Annotated in this window: 19 protein-coding genes; 16 read left to right on the plus strand and 3 right to left on the minus strand. The window is 37.2% G+C overall.

Translation table 11 applies throughout. The features are described 5' to 3' along the window. Position 1 precedes the first annotated feature (1 nt). The 5 genes from prfB to AOC36_RS00425 all read left to right on the plus strand — a co-directional run bounded on the left by prfB (position 2) and on the right by AOC36_RS00425 (position 4,996). Positions 2 to 1,106 (plus strand): peptide chain release factor 2 gene (gene prfB / locus AOC36_RS00405; protein WP_099091529.1). Its coding sequence is split into 2 segments (ribosomal slippage): positions 2 to 73 and positions 75 to 1,106, totalling 1,104 coding nucleotides; the frame shifts between segments, so codons are not numbered across the junction. A 2-nt stretch (positions 1,107 to 1,108) separates the two neighbouring features. After that, positions 1,109 to 1,945, plus strand: a complete 837-nt coding sequence (locus tag AOC36_RS00410; RefSeq protein ID WP_067629823.1) for a YitT family protein — start codon at positions 1,109 to 1,111, stop codon at positions 1,943 to 1,945. Positions 1,946 to 2,014: 69 nt separating this feature from the next. Then, positions 2,015 to 2,704 carry a cell division ATP-binding protein FtsE gene (gene ftsE / locus AOC36_RS00415; RefSeq protein WP_067629824.1) on the plus strand — a complete coding sequence of 230 codons (690 nt, stop codon included), beginning with the start codon at positions 2,015 to 2,017 and terminating at the stop codon, positions 2,702 to 2,704. Next, positions 2,697 to 3,593 carry a permease-like cell division protein FtsX gene (gene ftsX / locus AOC36_RS00420; RefSeq protein WP_067629825.1) on the plus strand — a complete coding sequence of 299 codons (897 nt, stop codon included), beginning with the start codon at positions 2,697 to 2,699 and terminating at the stop codon, positions 3,591 to 3,593. Before ftsE ends, ftsX begins: the two co-directional genes overlap by 8 nt. Next, on the plus strand, positions 3,590 to 4,996 hold the full coding sequence (locus tag AOC36_RS00425) for a murein hydrolase activator EnvC family protein (RefSeq protein ID WP_067629826.1): 1,407 nt from the start codon (positions 3,590 to 3,592) through the stop codon (positions 4,994 to 4,996). Before ftsX ends, AOC36_RS00425 begins: the two co-directional genes overlap by 4 nt. A gap of 67 nt (positions 4,997 to 5,063) precedes the next feature. Here AOC36_RS00425 and AOC36_RS00430 read toward each other — a convergent pair whose 3' ends face one another. Further along, complete coding sequence (locus AOC36_RS00430) at positions 5,064 to 5,480, minus strand: 2-thiouracil desulfurase family protein (protein ID WP_067629829.1); 417 nt, start codon at positions 5,478 to 5,480, stop codon at positions 5,064 to 5,066. A gap of 375 nt (positions 5,481 to 5,855) precedes the next feature. Here AOC36_RS00430 and AOC36_RS00435 point away from each other — a divergent pair, with 375 nt between their 5' ends. The 7 genes from AOC36_RS00435 (at position 5,856) to AOC36_RS00465 (ending at position 13,163) form a co-directional block, all read left to right on the plus strand. Further along, positions 5,856 to 6,773: an AEC family transporter gene (locus AOC36_RS00435; protein ID WP_067629832.1), complete on the plus strand. Its 918-nt coding sequence runs from the start codon at positions 5,856 to 5,858 to the stop codon at positions 6,771 to 6,773. Positions 6,774 to 6,782: 9 nt separating this feature from the next. After that, positions 6,783 to 7,658: a MurR/RpiR family transcriptional regulator gene (locus tag AOC36_RS00440; RefSeq protein ID WP_067629833.1), complete on the plus strand. Its 876-nt coding sequence runs from the start codon at positions 6,783 to 6,785 to the stop codon at positions 7,656 to 7,658. A gap of 131 nt (positions 7,659 to 7,789) precedes the next feature. After that, positions 7,790 to 9,112 carry a PTS sugar transporter subunit IIC gene (locus tag AOC36_RS00445; protein ID WP_232505374.1) on the plus strand — a complete coding sequence of 441 codons (1,323 nt, stop codon included), beginning with the start codon at positions 7,790 to 7,792 and terminating at the stop codon, positions 9,110 to 9,112. A gap of 224 nt (positions 9,113 to 9,336) precedes the next feature. Beyond that, positions 9,337 to 10,800, plus strand: coding sequence for a glycoside hydrolase family 1 protein (locus tag AOC36_RS00450; RefSeq protein WP_067629836.1), 1,464 nt, complete (start codon positions 9,337 to 9,339; stop codon positions 10,798 to 10,800). 2 nt (positions 10,801 to 10,802) lie between these two features. After that, the gene (locus tag AOC36_RS00455) at positions 10,803 to 12,191 is read left to right on the plus strand and encodes a 6-phospho-beta-glucosidase (protein WP_067629839.1); all 1,389 of its coding nucleotides are present in this window, start codon (positions 10,803 to 10,805) and stop codon (positions 12,189 to 12,191) included. A gap of 1 nt (position 12,192) precedes the next feature. Continuing rightward, positions 12,193 to 12,498 carry a PTS sugar transporter subunit IIB gene (locus AOC36_RS00460; protein ID WP_067629840.1) on the plus strand — a complete coding sequence of 102 codons (306 nt, stop codon included), beginning with the start codon at positions 12,193 to 12,195 and terminating at the stop codon, positions 12,496 to 12,498. A gap of 362 nt (positions 12,499 to 12,860) precedes the next feature. After that, the gene (locus AOC36_RS00465) at positions 12,861 to 13,163 is read left to right on the plus strand and encodes a PTS sugar transporter subunit IIB (protein ID WP_067629842.1); all 303 of its coding nucleotides are present in this window, start codon (positions 12,861 to 12,863) and stop codon (positions 13,161 to 13,163) included. A gap of 96 nt (positions 13,164 to 13,259) precedes the next feature. On the opposite strand, the gene AOC36_RS00470 is transcribed toward AOC36_RS00465, so the two are convergent. Then, positions 13,260 to 14,123 carry an Rgg family transcriptional regulator gene (locus tag AOC36_RS00470; protein ID WP_067629845.1) on the minus strand — a complete coding sequence of 288 codons (864 nt, stop codon included), beginning with the start codon at positions 14,121 to 14,123 and terminating at the stop codon, positions 13,260 to 13,262. A 177-nt stretch (positions 14,124 to 14,300) separates the two neighbouring features. Here AOC36_RS00470 and AOC36_RS00475 point away from each other — a divergent pair, with 177 nt between their 5' ends. Together AOC36_RS00475 and AOC36_RS00480 are read left to right on the plus strand one after the other, a co-directional pair. Further along, a complete protein-coding gene (locus AOC36_RS00475) occupies positions 14,301 to 15,191 on the plus strand; it encodes an ABC transporter ATP-binding protein (RefSeq protein ID WP_198401186.1) in 891 nt (296 codons plus the stop codon). Further along, a complete protein-coding gene (locus tag AOC36_RS00480; protein WP_067629847.1) occupies positions 15,188 to 15,922 on the plus strand; it encodes an ABC transporter permease in 735 nt (244 codons plus the stop codon). Before AOC36_RS00475 ends, AOC36_RS00480 begins: the two co-directional genes overlap by 4 nt. A gap of 12 nt (positions 15,923 to 15,934) precedes the next feature. Here the strand turns inward: AOC36_RS00480 and AOC36_RS00485 are convergent, their stop codons facing one another. Further along, positions 15,935 to 16,474 (minus strand): LOG family protein, encoded by a 540-nt coding sequence (locus tag AOC36_RS00485; protein ID WP_067629849.1) that lies wholly within the window; start codon positions 16,472 to 16,474, stop codon positions 15,935 to 15,937. A gap of 92 nt (positions 16,475 to 16,566) precedes the next feature. On the opposite strand from AOC36_RS00485, the gene AOC36_RS00490 reads away from it, so the two are divergent. Beyond that, the gene (locus tag AOC36_RS00490; protein WP_067629852.1) at positions 16,567 to 18,075 is read left to right on the plus strand and encodes a S41 family peptidase; all 1,509 of its coding nucleotides are present in this window, start codon (positions 16,567 to 16,569) and stop codon (positions 18,073 to 18,075) included. Next, positions 18,065 to 20,038: an excinuclease ABC subunit UvrB gene (gene uvrB / locus AOC36_RS00495; protein WP_067629855.1), complete on the plus strand. Its 1,974-nt coding sequence runs from the start codon at positions 18,065 to 18,067 to the stop codon at positions 20,036 to 20,038. Before AOC36_RS00490 ends, uvrB begins: the two co-directional genes overlap by 11 nt. Positions 20,039 to 20,154 lie beyond the last annotated feature (116 nt).

Genomic DNA, 20,154 nt, shown 5'->3' on the forward strand with positions numbered 1-20,154 from the left:
AATGGAACTATTTGAGATGGTTCAAAGTATTGAACATCATCATGAAGAACTGAAAGCGCTCGGTGATTCACTTTGACGTCGCTACAAAGCGAAATCAAATAAAAGAATTAGAAGATGGAATGCTTGTTGACGGGTTTTGGGATGACCATAAACAAAGTCAACAGCATATCCAAACCCTTAACCAACTGAAAAACTTGGTTGAGACTTTTGATGACTTATCAAGTCGTACAGAATTTTGTTCTGAAGGAATTGAACTTATCAAAGATACAATGGACGAGGAATTCAAAGCATCGCTTGAAGAAGAACTCACATCGCTTGATAAAGATATGGACTCATTCAGTGTCTTAGTCTTATTAAGTCATGATTATGATCAAAAAAATGCGATTCTTGAATTACATCCAGGTGCAGGTGGTACTGAAAGCCAGGACTTTGCACAAATGTTGTATCGGATGTATACACGGTGGGCCCAAAAGCATAACTTTAAACTCGAGGTACTCGACTACCTTGATGGGGATGAGGCTGGGATAAAATCCGTGACTGTATTAGTTAAAGGTCCATATGCTTATGGGTATTTGAAAGCTGAAAAAGGGGTACATCGTCTTGTAAGAATCAGCCCATTCGATTCTTCGGGAAGACGCCATACATCCTTTGCATCTGTAGATGTAGCACCTGAATTTGATGAAAGTGTTGAGATTACAATCAACCCTGAAGATATAAGTGTGGATACAATGCGTGCAAGTGGTGCCGGTGGGCAACACATAAACAAAACAGATTCTGCCGTTAGAATCACACACCATCCCACAGGAATTGTGGTATCATGTCAGTCAGGACGCAGCCAACTTCAAAACCGTGAAGAAGCATTAAATATGTTGAAAAGCAAGTTGTACCAACTAGAAATTGAAGCGCAACAAGCAAAAATTGCGCAATTAAAGGGAGATCAGAAGTTAATAGAATGGGGATCACAGATTCGTTCATACGTTGTGCATCCTTATACTATGGTTAAAGATCATCGAACAACCCATGAAACAAGTCAATTACAAGATGTGTTGGATGGTGACATTGATGATTTTATTGAAGCATATTTGAAAATGAATATCAGGGGGTAGGTATGAAGAATCGCGTTCTTGATACACTGCAACTTATAGGTGGAAATTTCATACTGGCATGCTCAGTAGTATTTCTGATTATTCCAAACTCAGTACTATCTGGGGGTGTTGCGGGTGTAGCTATCGCCTTAGCACCCTTTTTGACTATAAGTGTTGAAACAATTATGACAGGAATTATTGTCATTACGTTTATCATGGGATATCTATTTCTAGGAAAAGCATTTGCAGTCAAAACAATCGCAAGTAGCATTATGTATCCAATATTTATCAATGGTTTATCCTTGATTCCACATACTGTTCGTGTTGATCCAATTTTGGCATCAATATTTGGTGGATTAGTAGCTGGTGTGGGACTTGGACTGGTGTTTAGAACTGGAGCAAGTACAGGTGGAATGGACATTCCGCCATTAATCCTTGCGAGCAAAACCAATGTAAAGGTATCGGTTTGGATTATGGTCGTAGACTTCTTCACGATACTATTGGGTCTAAGTGCATATGGATTGAATGACGTCTTGATTGGGCTTTTATCGGTATACAGTACCACAAAAGCAATCAATATCATCACGACATTAGGTGGTCAACAAGCGAAGCAAGTATTTATTATCTCAGATTATGTAGATGATATATTAGACATGATATTAGAGAATTTAGACCGTGGTGCAACAATCATCGACGCACACGGAGGATTTACACGCAAGCAAAAACAAATTATTATGACGGTCATTACGACTGTTGAATATCCGCAGTTGGAACGACATGTGAAAGAAGTGGATAAAGATGCATTCTTGATCGTATCGGATGTTACGGAAGTACATGGTCAAGGATTCTACAAAATCTAGCTTTCACGTAAATTTCATAGTGGGTGTGCTATAATTTTGATGTCTTTGCTGAGAATGGGGTGAAATAACATGTTATTATTCGAAAATGTAAGTAAACAATATAAAAACGGAGTCAACGCCCTTTACGATATTAATCTTGAGGTTAATGACGGTGAGTTTGTGTATATTATTGGACCAACTGGATCTGGTAAGTCAACACTCATTAAGTTGTTGGACGGTCGAGAAAAACCATCTAAAGGGAACGTACATGTTGGCAAATTTAATGTTGGGAAATTAAGGCATTCTAAGGTTCCTTTTTATCGCCGACATATTGGTGTTGTATTTCAAGATTTTAAATTATTAGAACGTAAAACTGTTTTTGAGAATGTAGCTTTTGCGTTAGAAGTTGTAAATACACCGCGTAAAGACATTCGGAAGCGGGTTCGAGAAGTATTACACTTAGTGGGATTAGTGGAAAAAACACATGCTTTTCCAGATGAGCTAAGTGGTGGACAACAACAACGTGTTGCGATCGCACGTGCAATCGCGAACCGTCCAGAAATACTGATTGCAGATGAACCAACAGGGAACTTAGACCCTGAAAAATCTAAGGAAATCATTGAGTTGTTGGAGCGAATCAATACTGAGGAAGAAACAACAATTATAATGGTAACTCACGATGTGCGTTTGGTAGACACATATAAGAAACGTACCATTGCGTTAGATGCGGGTCATGTTGTTGCCGATTTAACAGCTGGAGGATACATTAAGTATGAGTAGATTTTTACGTACTATAAAAGACGGCTTTCTCGGTGCTTTTAGACATGGGGCATTGCTATTTTCAAGTGTCTCGTCTGTAACGATTACACTTGTACTTATGGCGATATTTATGCTATTAAATGCAAACATTGTTCGGTTTACAGAAATCATCGAACAAAGTGTTTCGTTACATGTCCAAATCCAAAATGAAGTTGACGAGGCGGGAATTGAAGAACTCGAAAACAAAATTACGCAATTCGTCGGAGTTACAACCGTTGAATTTTCCGATAAGGACAATGAATTAGAACTCTTGATTGCATCAGGTGGAGAGCAAGCGGAAGAGTTGTATGGTCAATATCGTGGTGAAGCTAATCCACTCTTAAATGCATTTGTAATTAATGTTTCAAGTGGGGCTCATATCCAAGAAATTGCTTCACAAATTAGAGAACTAGAAGGTATACATCAAGTAAGTTATGGTGGTGAAGCAACCGAACAATTCTTGGTGATTCTAGAAACGATTCGAAATGTTGGATTTATCTTTGTATTGGTTCTTGGAGGTATTGCAATCTTCCTCATTTCTAATACGATATCCGCAACAGTTATTTCACGACAAAAAGAAATTTCAATTATGAGGACCGTCGGAGCGTCAAACTGGTTTATTCGTTGGCCATTCATTATTGAAGGAATGATTATTGGATTTATTGGATCACTGTTACCCATAGGGCTCACAGTATTTGGATATTCCGCAATTTATGATTCTCAGTCTACTGGGGTCAGTTCATTCTTTCAATTAGTAACACCAGAACCTGTAATATGGGAAGTATCACTTGTGATACTGTTAGTGGGAATGGTTGTTGGAGCAATAGGAAGTTTATTTACAGTAAGTAGAAGATTGAGGTGGACACGATGAAAAAATTCATGACACTAGCACTCGTAGTATTTATTGCAACATTTACGTCAAATACCTATGTGTATTCAACGAGTTCTTTTGAAGGACGGGAAACTGAAATGGACACTATGTGTTCAGATTGGGAAACGTATTCAGCCAATAGAACACTGTGTGCTGAATACAAAACATACCTAGAACAAAAGAAACAAGAAGCAAACAATGAACTAAACAATATCAAAGGATCTATCAATGACATTCAAGGTGATATTAATAAAGACACACAATCTTTGAATGAGCTTCAAAATCGTATTACTGATATTGAATCACAAATTAAGAAAACTGATTCCCAGATTGCAAGTACTGAGTCAAAGATTAAGCAAACTGAGGAAGAAATAGTTGTGAAGGAAAAAGATATTGAAGAGAAAGAAGTTCGTGTAGAGGCGTACATGATTAATCTTCAAAGCTCATTAAGAGTAAACAGTTATGTTGAGTTTATAATGGGTGCGGAGGACTTCTCAGAAGTATCGCGACGAATCGCAGGAATTTCACAGATTAATGAATTTAATCAGGAATTAATTCGTCAACTCAATGAAGAAAAAGCAGTTTTAGAAGAAACGAAATTGTCGCTTGAATTTGATAAAGAAAACCTTGTAACGATGCGCGCAGATCAAGTAACCCAAAAGAGCCAAGTTGAAGAACTTGCACGAGTTGCTGAACAACGTGTTACCGCTCTTCGTAGTGCGTATGCTGCATTAGTAGCTGAACAAGAAAGAGCGTTAGAAACACAGCGTATCGTATCTGAGAGAATTCAAATCCCAACACCTGTTGAACCTTCAACTGGAGGATTGATGCTTCCAGTTTCAAGCTTTAGAATTTCTGAAGTACAATGGTATTATACTGATGGTGGAAAACACATGGGTGTTGACTTTGCACGAGTACCTGGATCTTCAATTTTGGGGGCGTCCATCGTAGCACCTGCTAATGGACTTGTTATTGCATCCAACAGTGGATGTGCAACAAATGGAAGCTTCGGATGTGGTAGTGGATTTGGTAATTATGTTCTCATGATTATGAACGTAAACGGACAAATCTACGGAGGACTCTTTGGACATATGCAACAAGGCAGTGTTACAGTAAGGGCAGGAAGTAGTGTAAGCCAAGGCCAAAAAATTGGAGCTGTTGGTAACTCAGGGAATTCCTACGGAGCCCATTTACATATGGAGCTGTACTACCTAGGAAGTGACAGTGTTACGGCTGCTTATAACCGCTGGTACGACAGAGGGGCAAACATTAACTTTAACACAGGCTCAGCATCATATGGTAATGAATATGCGAACCGTTGTAGTGTAAAAGGCAAAGTTGATCCGTGTCGACTCGATGTTGCTCAAGAATATGGTATTTATAAGGATTATGTAAGACCTTAAGCATAAGTTTAACCGACAAACAAAGGAGTGATGTATATCTGCATCACTCCTTTTAAAATCCCTGATATTAGAATTCGTCAGCATCATAGACACGATACCCAGCCTCTATACATGCTTTAGCAAAAACTCCTTGGCCATCAATGAGCGTTCCACTGAAGGAACCATCGTAAATCTGGCGAACACCACACGAAGGACTCCGTGATTGTAAGATGACACAATCGATATCGTTGTCTTCAAGGATGCGCATTGCCAAACGGGCCCCACGAGAAAAGGACTTGTCTACATTATTACCATGCTCATCGTATACTGAACCATCTCGTATCTCAGCTGGAGGACGCGGTATTGACAATCCACCTAAAATTTCTGGACAGACAGGAATGACTTCCTTATCCTCTAGGAACTTTAAAACATTTGCGTTTAGATTATTCCCACCATTGTATTTACAATTTACTCCTAATAAACAAGCGCTGACTAAAACTTTCATAATGTCACCTCATCTTGACCTTTTAATATAGTGATTATAACGCAGATCAATAAAACAATCATACTAAATTATGGATTAATACAATAAAGCAAACTCATACTAGATGTAATATGAGAGCTGGATCATTCAAAATTGAATGAGATGATAGAATAATTTACCGATATTTATCAGTGTATAGAATCTAGGTGGCAATATAAAATATCTTTGATATTTAACCCTTTTATAGGAAACTTAGAGTATCGTTAGTTTTGCTATCAGAATGTGCTAAAATAAGAAGTGGAAAAGAATTCCGTGTTAGGTGAATATTATTGTGTTATTCTCGGAAAGTATTTTCATACTATTTAAAATATTTAGAGTAGAAGCGAGGATTTTACAATGGATATAAATGTTTTACTAAATCAAATGGGTATGATGGGCCTGTTGATTTTGTTGGGATATGTATTTGGGCGAACTGGAAAACTTACACTAAAAGGTGCGCAAGAGATAACAAATATATTGTTTCAGATCTGTACACCGATGATTATGATCAATGCATTAAATATGCCGTTTTCAATAGAGACCCTAAATAGATATTTCATCTCGTTTATAGTTTCGCTGATCCTTATACTTATTTCTGTGGGAATTAGTATGATTTTCTTTAAGTCAAATGAACGAATCGAACGCTTTGCGTGTTCTTTCTCAAATGTAGGGTTTATGGGAATTCCATTAGTCGAACAATATCTTGGTATCGAGTATGTGTTTTATGTCACTGCATGCATTATTGCACTAAATATCGTTTCATGGACTTTAGGGATAATCATGATAACTGGCCGAAAAGAATCCGTCATGTTACGTCAGATTATTCGTAATCCTGCATTCACAGGACTTGCAGTGGGGTTGCTTTTCTTTGCGCTACCAATTGAGTTTCCAGCATTTATCACAACAACAGTTCAACAAGTTGCTCAAATAAATACTGTGCTCGCAATGATTGTCCTTGGATATTATGTATCAACAACATCAGTGTCTAAAATTATTAATTTGAAAGCATTGAGAGTAAGTACAGTTAGACTGATTTTCATCCCACTCGTACTTATGGTAATTCTGGGGTTAGGTGGTAGTCGATTATATGATATGAGAGAAGCACTGTTGATAGTAGTTGCAGCACCAGCGGGTGTAAATACAGCTCTCTTTGCCGAGCAAGCAGGACAAGATTATGCATATGCTACTGGGATTGTAAGTTTATCAACTATTCTAAGTGTCGTCACAATTCCCTTGATGATTTTGATATCAACGGTAGTATGGAGTATGCTTTAGGAGGCAATTATGATTGTTTATAATAAATTAAAGAATTTTGAAGGTTCAGAATCTGAAGAAGTAATGGCTAAGTATGTCGTAAATCATACAATGGATGTACTTGATATGAGTATTGAACAATTTGCTGCGATCAATTATGTATCAAATTCATCGGTCGTAAGATTTTGCCAAAAAATTGGATTGAAAGGATACTCTGATTTAAAAATTAAGCTCGCACTAGAAATCAATACATTTTTAATTGATAATGAGCGCATTGAAGTAGATATGCCAATTGCACCGAACTCATCAAATGCTAAAATTGCAACAAGTTTCTTGAATTTATACTATCAAACCCTTGCTGATGTACATCGTAGTATTGACCTAAACAAGTTAAGTGAGATTGCAAAAATACTTGAAGAAGCCAACTATATATCACTATGGGGAAATGGACCATCAATGTTAATTGCTCTAGACTTTTATTACAAGATCAAACGATTGGGCTATGTCGTACAATGTGATGACATTATTGGATTCCATTCGGTTCCAATTGAACGCAAGCGGAAAGGGGAAGTTGCACTAATTATATCAAGCTATGCAAATAGTCCTCAAATCCGTCAATGGGTCATCGCTCATAGAAGAAATGGGACACAAACAATTCTCATAACGCTTAACGAAGACACTCCTTTTAAAAATATTGTAGACCATATTATCATTTTTAATTCCGAAGAGAAAAGAACAGGAAAATTAGGACACTTTGCTTCAAGGACTGCGATGAGTTATATCATCGACATGTTGTATGCAATGATCTTTAATTTCAACTATGATGACAATGTCAGAATACTCTATGAAGATGGAAAGACTGTTAATGAACGCGGAGAGTATCTAAAGAACTTATTGATAGAATAGGAACATATTTCCGTGAAATCTCTCAAAAAACTAACTAAATCAGAAAGAGTTTCCACAAAGTGACCAAAATCTTGTGAAAACTCTTTTATTTTGTTTCACTATAATTAATCACAACAAGGGGGGAATTATTTGTGAAAGATAAATTAATGAATGGATTGCTGAGAGTTGCTTCAGCGCTTCAAACGAATCGTTACATGGTAGCGATAAAGAATTCATTTACCGCATTGTTACCAATAATTATTGGTGGGGCGTTCTTTATGCTAATCTTAAATGTTGTATTATCTACAACAACAACGGGTATGAGCTTGGCTAAGGTGAACGGATTTAGTTGGTTATCCAGCCTAGAACCAATGTTCAATGCGGCAAACTATGCAACGATGCAATTCTTTGCAATCAGTTTAGTCGTACTAATTTCAATTGAGCTTGCTCAACAATATGACCGAAACGAAACAATTGTTCCGGCAGTAGCATTGGCTTGCTATATTTCATTGTGCTTAACAAGTACAACCGTAACATCATCAACAGATGAAATAATTAAGGTTGCAAATGTACTACCTCGTGAATTTACAAATGCACAAGGGTTATTTATGGCTATGATTACGTCCATTGCGTCGACAGAGTTATACTGCCGACTTGTTAATGGTAAGAAGTTTGAAATTTCTATGCCTGAATCTGTACCTAGTAATGTTACTAAGGCGTTTAATGTATTAATTCCGTCAATCCTAACAATCTTAGCGATTGCAGGATTTGGTCAACTCTTTGAAGTATTAACAGGATATACATTCTTTAATGCAATTGCTGTCTTTATTCAAGCACCACTTAAAGGTATTTTAACGGGTCTTCCTGGATATCTGTTCTTATTCTTTATGTCAACATTACTCTGGGTTATGGGGATTCATGGAACACAAGTGTTAAAACCAGTGTATGAGGCGACAATGCTTCTCGCACTTGCAGAGAATTTAGATAAAGTTCTTGCAAACGAAGCACCAACAAATATTCTTAACTCAGTATTTATTTCATCGTTTACTACAATAACAGGAGCAGGGATTACTGCAGGACTTATTATATCGATTTTATTATTCTCAAAACGCGAAGATTACAGAGCAATCGCAAAATTATCAATTGTGCCTGGTATCTTCAATATTAATGAAACCATGACATTTGGACTTCCAATTGTCTTGAATCCAATCCTTGCAATTCCATTTATGCTTGCACCGATTGTGAGTGCAACTATTGGTTATACATTAACAACAATAGGATTTGCAATCCCTATGTCCTACAATATTCCATGGACAACACCTGCCTTAATTGGTGCGTTCATTGGATCTGGTGGACATATTGGAACCGTAATTACGCAATTTTTAGCAATCGCATCATCAGTACTTGTATATACACCATTTGTGCTTATATCAAATAAGCAAAAACCAGAGGATGAGGCAGCAATTGAAGGCTAAGTCAAATGTCTATCATCTAAATAAAGAAAGAGAAATCAAAAGAAAGCGAACAATAAGTCGATTTATTACATATGTGTGTGTATTCTTATGCCCACCCTATGCACTATATCGACTTACGCGAAATGACGCTCCTTTTACTCGTACAGAGAAAACTGCGCAAGTATTTGTGACATGTGTATATTCAATCGTATTAATATTAGAGTTAGTAAAGGGGTAATAGTAGAATGAAAAAAGGTTTTAAAGAGAATTTTCTATGGGGTGGCGCAACCGCAGCCAGCCAATTTGAAGGAGCATGGAATGTTGGCGGAAAAGGGTTATCCGTCGGGGATGTTTTAACCCTTAAGCCAGATGTTGATGTAAGAGACTTTGTAACTCACAATGCCTATACACTGGAAGGTGTAAAAGAAGCGATGAAGTCACAAGATACTGTATATTATCCAAAACGTCATGGATCAGAGCATTATTCTCACTACAAAGAAGATATTGCACTGTTTGCAGAGATGGGATTTAAAGTATATCGACTTTCTATTGCGTGGTCACGCATCTTTCCAAATGGAGACGATGACACACCAAGTGAAGCGGGCCTCAAATTTTATGACAATGTTTTTGACGAATGTCTCAAATACGGCATTGAACCTTTAGTTACGATGTCTCATTATGAGCCACCACTTAACTTAACACTCAAATACAAAGGGTGGTATGATCGACGCGTCATCGATTTCTTTACAAAGTATGTCGATGTCATAACAAAACGGTATAAAAATAAGGTTAAGTATTGGCTAACATTCAATGAAGTAGACAGTATGGTACGACACCCATTTACAACCGGTGGGCTTCTTGAAGACATGTTTGAAGCCAATGAGTTTGAGAATGTAATTTATCAAGCGATGCATCATCAATTTGTAGCGAGTGCAATCGCAACAAAGATTACACATGAAAACATTCCAGACTCTCAAGTTGGATGTATGCTTACAAAACTCACATTCTATCCATATTCTTGCAATCCTTTGGACGTACTCAAAGCGCAACAAGAACAAAGAAATACACTTGCATATAGTGATACACAAGTGTTTGGAGAATATCCAGCTTATTTACTTGCGTTGTTTAAGAATAAAGGAATCGTTATTGCGAAAGAAAAAGACGATGATGCAATTATGAAACAATATCCAGTAGATTTTGTTTCCTTCAGTTACTATCAATCATCCGTTTCATCACATGATGATACCAATCTAGAAAAAACACCAGGGAATACCATTGTTGGCATTAAAAATCCACACCTTACTCAAAGTGAATGGGGTTGGCAAATTGATCCTGTAGGATTAAGAATATCGTTAGTTGATTTATACGATCGCTATCGTAAGCCACTGTTTATTGTTGAAAATGGCCTGGGTTACAATGATGTATTAACAGAGGATAACAAGGTGCATGATGATTACCGTATAGAATATTTTAAAGAACACTTTAAAGCAATGAAAGACGCTGTTGTGGAAGATGGTGTTGATTTAATGGGATATACATCATGGGGATGCATTGACCTAGTATCTGCGTCAACAAATCAAATGTCAAAACGTTATGGGTTTGTTTACGTCGATTGTGATGATTATGGTAATGGAACCTATAATCGCTATCGGAAAGATTCATTTTACTGGTATAAAGAAGTAATAAAAACAAATGGAGGAAATATTTAAAGATGAGTAAGACACTTAAAATCGTAACAATCGGTGGGGGAAGTAGTTATACACCTGAGTTAATCGAAGGATTTATCCTACGTAAAGACGAACTTCCGATTCGTGAGTTATGGCTTGTGGATATCGAAGAAGGAAAAGAAAAATTAGAAATTGTCGGTGAAATGGCAAAACGGATGGTGAAAAAGGCAGGGCTCGATTGGGATATTCACTTAACACTAGACCGAAGAGCAGCGCTAAAGGATGCAGACTTTGTAACAACTCAATTTAGAGTTGGCTTATTGGATGCACGAATTCGTGACGAACGTTTACCCTTAAAATATGGAATGATTGGTCAAGAAACCAATGGTGCAGGAGGAATGATGAAAGCATTCCGTACCATCCCTGTAATATTAAGTATTATTGAGGATATGAAAGAACTGTGTCCAAACGCTTGGCTTGTAAACTTCACAAACCCAGCAGGTATGATTACTGAAACCGCAATTAAAGTCGGTGGTTGGAAGAAAACTGTGGGACTGTGTAATGTTCCAATTGGATCATTTAAGTCAAATCACATTGTCCTAGGGTATCCAGAAGACTCTGATAAGCTATTCCATAAGTATGCAGGGCTCAACCACTTCCACTGGCATAAAGTATGGAATGAATGTGGTGATGATGTGACAGAAGAACTTATCGATCGCTTGTACAATCCAAAGAGTGAATGGGCGGGTAAAGTAAGCGAAATGAAAAACATTCGTAAACTCCCATTCAATTATGAACAAGTTAAGGAATTAGGTGTCCTACCATGTGGGTACCACCGTTATTACTACATAACTGAAGAAATGTTACGAGATGAGCTAGAAGACTATAAAAATCATACAACCCGCGCAGAAGTGGTGAAACAAACTGAAAAAGAACTCTTCGAGTTGTATAAAGATCCAGCACTTGACTATAAACCAGAACAACTTACAAAACGCGGTGGAACACACTATTCAGAAGCAGCGTGTGAGCTGATTGCATCAATCTACAACGATAAGCGCACGGTAATGGTAGTAAGTACACAAAACAATGGAACAATCACAGACTTACCGTATGATTGTATTGTTGAGGTGTCATCAGTAATTACAGGCCATGGTCCAGAACCATTTAACTGGGGATCATTCAAACCATGCGCACGTGGTATCTTACAAATGATGAAATCAATGGAAGAAACTGTAATTAAAGCAGGTGTGAATGGTGATTACGATGCCGCACTTCAGGCATTCACAATCAACCCGATTGTGACATCAGGGGAAACAGCACGTACGTTATTAAATGAAATGCTTGTGGCAAATAAAGACTATTTACCACAATTTGAAACAACGATCGAAAAACTCATAGAAGAAGGGGTAACATACAACCCGGGGGATCTATAAAATGAGAAAAGTAATATTATTGTGTGCAGCAGGCATGTCTACAAGCATGCTTGTAAAGAAGATTGTAGAAGCTGCTAAAGAAATCGATTATGATGTTGATGTAAGTGCATACTCAATCTCAGAAGCAAAAAATGTCGTTCCAAGTTCAGATATAGTCTTGCTTGGACCACAAGTACGGTTTAATTTGAAAAAAATTCAAGATAGTTTTCCAGATAAACCAGTCAGTGTCATTGATATGAGAGACTATGGTACCATGAATGGTAAAAGCGTTGTAGCAATGATTAAGAAAGTACTCAAAGACGACTAAAGAGTAGGTTTAATCAATATATTTAATACAAACAGGGTTTGTAGAAATAAGACGCAATTTATGCGAATTATTCACAAAAAAACCCTGTTTTTTATGTGTTTTGTTCTTCAAAGCTTGGTATAGGTTCTTTCAATATATAAATGAGTCAGTATTTTGAAATGGATTGATTCCAATGTGCTAGAATGAAAATGTAAGGGCATTCATGTGTTGCCCGTTTCCGCAATCTTAAATGCCTAACTAACAATCGAATGGATTATCTTAACTATCGCGCATCGGGTATTTCATTGATAAATCGAAAATACATGACTAAAAATAGTCGACACGTTTTAAAGATCTACTTATATATGGGAGGGTTTAGAAATATGCGTAAAGTAGTACTATTATGTGCAGCAGGAATGTCTACAAGTATGCTTGTAAAGAATATTTCTGTTGCAGCTAAAGAAGAAGATTATGAAATTGAGGTAACCGCACATACAATATCTGACGCCAAAAGTGTTGTGCCTGGATCTGATATTGTATTACTTGGACCACAAGTGCGATTTAACCTAAATGGTGTTAAAGATAAGTTTCCTGATATCCCTGTTAAAGTGATGGATATGGAAGCATATGGTAAAATGGATGGTAAAAAAATAGTTGCATTGATTCGAAAAACTTTAAATGATTAAAGAATTACAAATATAAATTAAGAAAAGAGCGCGATGCAAAAGGCCGTAGATAACCTACGACCTTTTGTTATCAAGGGGTACCAATCGATTTACCCTTTAGATGTGATTTGCGAAATCCGTCGCGCGCTCGATCCAGTAACTCAATTGATTTCTAACTTGAAGAAATTGATCAAACTGGGCTAATTGTGAAATGAGTTGGTTGCATTTATCAATGCCTGTATCGTCCCCTTTTGTAATCAGTATCAAGCCATCAATAAACTGCCCAAAAAGTAGATATCCAACTTGCGTGAAATCACTGATGGGTTTCTCATAAAATGCTTTCATCAGGGTTTCGCATTCATCAATATCTTGTTGTAAAATACAAACTAAAGCTTGATTTAGGATTATCTCATGAACATTAATCTCTGGGAAATAAGCAAATTGTTCAACGCTTCTTAAGAAAAAAGGCCGGACTTGTTTAAGTTCTTCTTTTGAGAATATTTGTGAGATGCAATGAAATAAAAAAAATTCGTATCTACCCCAAATCTCAACTGATGACAAATAGTCATGAAGAATCGCTCGTTTCTTTTCATCTACACGTTGTGCATTGACACTGTATATTTCACAAACAATGGACATATGAAGATAAGCTTCATGGTGATACCGATCATATTTCATTATAAAATTGTCGCTCAACTTCAACAGTTTGTATTTATCATAATTTTTATTATTCGCTTCAACAAACTCAATCATGAGCTTATTAATGTCAACGATAGCATCAGAAGCATAAGCATAGATGAACTCATCAAAGGTGCAATTAATGCGATTTAGTAATGGGATAAAATTCATGAGCTTGATATCGGATTGTCCGGTTTCAAAATTAGACAACGTTGGAATGGTAATAATTCCCTGCGATATTTCTTTTAATTTATATCCTTTGTTTTCTCTAAGTACGCGAAATGTTGGTCCAAATGGCTTCATATATCCCCCTATTAATTAAAAACACTACCCATTTATTATATCATTTAATTAAAGTAAACTATAAAAAATCTTGCATTTGAACCCGAGTTCCATTGCATTTTACGTTCGTCATTAACAATAATAAAGGTATAGACAGCCTGTGGTAAAGTTTTACTAGACCTTAGAAAGGAGCACAAGATGATTATAAACATCAACATGCTCGTAAAGGAAGAAGGAGGGTTTAGTATGGTTTTACAACTTGAAAACATTCAAAAGAAGTTTGGTTCATTTACAGCACTTGAAGACATTAGTTTTGATATTCATCAAGGGGAAATCTTTGGATTTTTAGGACCTAGCGGTTCTGGAAAAACAACAACCATAAAAATTGTGACCGGTCAATTGGCACAAACAAACGGGAGTGCAACGGTTTTGGGGAAAGATACTCGAAGAATAAACGAAGGGATTTATGAACAAATAGGAATCGTCACAGATACAAGTGGACTTTATGAGAAACTTAGTGTGTATGACAACCTAAAAATATTTGCAGATATATTAAATGTGGACCAAGCACGCATTGTCATACTGTTAAAGAAAGTGGGTCTATTTGACCACAAGAAAAAGAAAGCGGGGAAATTGTCGAAAGGGCAAAGACAGCGACTTGTCCTAGCACGAGCAATTTTACATAAACCGAAACTTCTTTTTCTTGATGAGCCAACAAGCGGCTTGGATCCTACGACTGCCAAACAGATTCAAGACATGTTTTTAGAACTAAAGCACGAAGGAATGTCTATATTTTTGACAACACACAATATGGAAGAAGCGACACGCCTTTGCGATACAATCGCATTACTCAATGAAGGCCGAATTGTTGAACAAGGCTCACCCCAAGAGATTTGCCTTCGACATAATCAAGATAAACAATATAGGGTAACACTAAACAATAGAGAAGTGATGAAATTGGATGACTCAAACGCATCCGCTGAGTTTATTTATGAAAACTTACAGAATGGACAAATAGAAACATTGCATTCATGTGAACCTACACTTGAAGATGTGTTTATTAAAGTAACAGGGAGGGAATTGTTATGAGAAAAATATGGGTAATGATGAAACTAAAGACGAAGATGTTAATGACCAATACATCAGCATTAACAGGACCAATGATGGCAATCGGTATGACTGTAATGATGCGGATCCTATACAGTTCTTTAACGGACAATCCCAAACAGCTCACCCTTCTATTAGGCGTTGCACTGAGTTTAGGTGCTTCGATGAATTTAGGCATGGGAGCAATTATGATGACAGCATTACCATTGGCAGAAGAAAAAGAAAAGAATACCCTGCGCACATTAATGACATCATCAGTTACTGCACGTGATTTCTTTATTGGTAGTTTAGTACCACCCCTTGTGATAACTGTAGCCGTTAATTATTTGCTGATTACTGTTAGTGGTGTGAATGTTGCTCAAATTGATTTTGTATTATATACCGTGTTAAGTGTGACATCCGCAATCATTAGCTGTCTTGTTGGATTATTAATTGGCGTATTTGCGAAATCACAAGTGAATGCCAATAACATAATGATGCCAGTTACACTCATTCTCTCAATGATTCCAACCTTTAGTTTATTTAATGTCAAATTACAAAATATATCTAAATATATCTATACAGGGATGGTCAATGATATGTTAAATGCATTTAATTTAGGTGAAGCCTATGCACTGGAAACATCGCAAATTGCGATTTTATTCGCAATGATTCTGCTTATAAGTGGCTTATTTATTTACTACTACAAAAGAAATGGCCTTGATTTAGATTAAAAACAACCTCACTTATGAGGTTGTTACTGCGTTAATGGCTTCTTCCACAGTACTTACAAAATGAATCTGGGCATGGTCTTTATCACTAATGAATCCAAGTTCATGAGCATGGTCGATATAAAGTTTGAGTCCGTCATAAAATTTATCGATGTTCAAAAACACAAAGGGTTTATTATGGACTCCAATTTGTCGCCATGTAATGACCTCAAAGATTTCTTCCATAGTTCCACATCCACCGGGTAAAGCGATAAATCCATCGGATAGATCCATCATCTTTTTCTTGCGTTGATGCATATCCGCTACTTTGACGACTTCACTTAAGCCAGGATGAAGGATTTCTTTATCAAAGAGTACTGTAGGCATGACACCAATTACAGTTCCTTGATGTTCAAGACTTGCGTCTGCTAATACTTTCATCGTTCCAACATTTGCACCCCCATAAACCAAGCCATAATGCTCTTGCGCGATTTTTTTTCCAAGTTCTTTCGCGGTTTGAGCATAGATTGGATTACTGGGTGTTCTTGATCCTAAATATACTGCAATATTCTTCATAATTTACACTCCTAAAGATATCCTATCATAATATTTAAAGGGATGCATAAAATAGTGTATAATTAGATAGGACGAATTTAAGAGGTGACCGTATGAGTGAAAATAATGATAAAGTAAAAATTAAATTGGAAAGACATCAGTGGCCTGATGAAATCCAAAAGAAACATAAAAACCGATGGGTAATTGTAGTGACCGTCCTTGCGATATTCGCATCCTTTGGATTAGGTTGGACGTTCTCAAGAGCTGTAAATGGAAATTCACTGACAGTGGTTCAAAATGCACAAATTGCACGATTTGAACGCATCTACAACCCACTCCTTAGTGGATGGTTTTTCGCAAATGATATGGACAACGCATCCGAGCAATTGATCACAAATGCAATTAACGGTATGTTGCAACTAAATGGGGATCCCCATACAAGCTATATGACAGCAGAAGAGTCTGATGACTTTACAAGCTCAATTGATATGTCATTTGTCGGAATTGGTGTAATGTATACATCGGCGAATAATCTTAACTTAATTACACGTGTCTACAAAGACTCACCAGCTGAGAATGCAGGAATTCTAGCGGGTGATGTTTTAGTTTCTGTCGATGGGAAATTAATTTCCGAAATCAATGAAGAAGGCGGCGACTTAAGAGAATACATCCTTGGTGAAGAAGGGACAACCGTTGTTATTGGTATTGACCGTCAAGGGACTCCTAAAGAATTTACTGTAAAACGAGGACAAATCAATGCTTTAACATGGGGAGAAATGCTGAGTGGTGATCTTGCATACTTAGAAATCTCTTCGTTTGGGAATACCCTTAAACAAAGTACTGAAGTATATTTAGACTATTTCAAGAGTCAAGGTGCTAAAAAACTGATTATTGATATGCGCGATAATGGTGGTGGGTATCTTGCTGCAATCAATGATATATCTCAATTACTCTTTGATACTGGTGATGCAATCTATCAAGAAAAATTCACAGATGGTTCTCAAGTAACATACAACGTTAAATCAAGTCAGAAAGAAAATTATCCATTTGATGAGATTGTTGTCTTAATTAATCAAAACACAGCATCTGCTGCAGAAGTTTTGACCCTTGCAATGACAGAAAACCTTGGCGTTAAAACAGTGGGGGTAACCTCATATGGTAAGGGGACAGTTCAAACCCAAATTCAAGACAGTGTGGATAATTCATTCTTAAAATATACAATGGCTAAGTGGTTTTCACCAAGTGGCGTGAGTATTCATGAAGTAGGAATTGTTCCAGATTATGAAGTGAAACTTTCTGAAATATTCTATAAAGACTATGTATTACTTGAAGAAGGTCAGACTTTCGATTATGACTCTGTGGGTGATGCAGTATCTTATGTACAAGCGGGGCTTCAGTTCTTAGGATATCACAGTGGGCGTATCGATGGATATTACGATGGAAACACCCGTGATGCGCTTCAAGCATTCTTAAGTGATCGAAACTTGCCAACAACATCCGTAATTACGCAAGATGTAATTCAGAATGTATATGCCTCAGTGTTAGCTGAGTGGGCACAAAATAGAAACGCAAATGATGTACAACTTCAAAAAGCAATCGAGGTTATTAATAATGGATCATAAGTTCGAGCTTGTTTCTAAGTTTGAACCAAAGGGTGACCAAGTAAAAGCAATCCAACAACTTGTTGAGGGGATTGAATCAGGGAAGAAAGAACAAGTGCTCTTAGGTGCTACAGGAACTGGAAAGACGTTCACAATGTCACATGTGATTGCGACATTAAACCGTCCTACTTTAGTATTTGCACACAACAAGACACTCGCAGGTCAGCTCTATTCAGAATTTAAAGAGTTCTTTCCAAATAATCGTGTCGAATACTTTGTTTCGAACTTTGATTATTATCAACCGGAAGCATATTTGCCAGGAACCGATACCTACATTGAAAAGTCTTCAATGATTAACCAGGAACTGGATATGCTTCGTTTAGCTGCGCAAAATAGCATCTTAGAGCGTCGTGACACAATCGTCATTGCATCCGTTGCATGTATTTATGGATCCAGTGACCCTGCTTATTATAAAGCAATGCTCTATACACTACGTGTAGGACAACAAAGTAAACGCGAGGACGTCCTTAGAGACCTTGTAACGCGCCAATACACACGCAATGATATCGAACAAGCACGAGGAACGTTTAGGGTGCGCGGTGATTCTATTGAGATTGTGCCGGGTCATTCTGACGCGTTTGTAATCCGACTTGAATTCTTTGATGAAGAATTAGAACGGATTGTTGAACTTGATCGAATAACAGGACATGTTAAAGAAAGTTATAAAATCTACCACTTATTCCCAGCAAACGAATATGCTCGTGATTTAGAACATATTCGAAAAGCCGCGAATAATATTGAGGCTGAGCTTAAAGAACGGCTAACATATTTTAATGAACATGAAAAACTTCTTGAAGCACAGCGTCTTAAACAACGCACAGAATATGATTTAGAAGCCTTGCGTTCATACGGTATGTGTTCGGGAATTGAAAATTACTCAATGCATATTGATGGAAGAACCCCAGAACAAAGACCGTTTAACCTCTTTGACTATTTCCCAGATGATTATCTATTTATTGTCGATGAATCGCATGTATCCTTACCACAAGTTCGAGGTATGTACAATGGGGATCAAAGTCGAAAACGAACGCTTGTAGAATATGGGTTTAGATTGCCAAGTGCACTCAATAACCGACCAATGACATTTACTGAGTTCGAAAGTGTTCAAAATCAAACAGTCTATGTCTCCGCAACACCAGGAGACTATGAACTTGAAAAGGTTGATCATAAAGTTGTGGAACAAATCATTCGTCCTACCGGACTTTTGGATCCAACAATCGAAGTGAAACCAAGTGTTGGTCAGGTTGATGATCTCATTGACCAAATCCGTGAACGACAAGCACGCAATGAACGGGTGCTCGTCACAACACTTACTGTAAAGATGGCACAAGATTTAACCCACTTCTTAATGGAAATGGATATTAAAGTGGCATATCTTCACCATGAAACCAAAACATTGGAACGTATTGAGATTCTTAGAGATTTACGGTTAGGGAAGTACGATGTAGTCGTGGGGATTAACCTTCTAAGAGAAGGTTTGGACTTACCAGAAGTCAGTCTTATCGCAATTCTTGATGCAGATAAGGAAGGGTTCTTGCGCTCAAAACGTTCGCTCGTTCAGATTGTAGGGCGTGCAGCGCGTAACGAACATGGTCATGTTATTATGTATGCAGACCGGATCACGGATTCAATGCAGTATACCTTAGATGAAACAAAACGACGTCGTGAGATTCAACATGCTTACAATGTTGAACATGGTATTACACCAACGACTGTTAAAAAAGAGATTCGTGATGTTATCTCAGGTAAAGAAACCCAAGATCTTACCAAGAAAATCAGAACGAATAAAGTCAAATCACGCAAAGAGGTTGAAGAAGTTATTGCACGTCTTGAAAAAGAAATGCGAGAAGCAGCTGCGCTCCTTGATTTTGAAAGAGCTGCGCAACTTCGTGATATAATGATAGAAATGAAAGCAGAACTATAAACAAAAGGCATTTAGACAATGATAGCGTCTGAATGCCTATTTTTTTGTGATAAAGTGCTTAAAGGAGCATCACGATGTCTAAATATAACCACTTATCCAAAAGCTACGACCATATA

The organism is Erysipelothrix larvae, assembly GCF_001545095.1.
Classification (GTDB): domain Bacteria; phylum Bacillota_I; class Bacilli_A; order Erysipelotrichales; family Erysipelotrichaceae; genus Erysipelothrix; species Erysipelothrix larvae.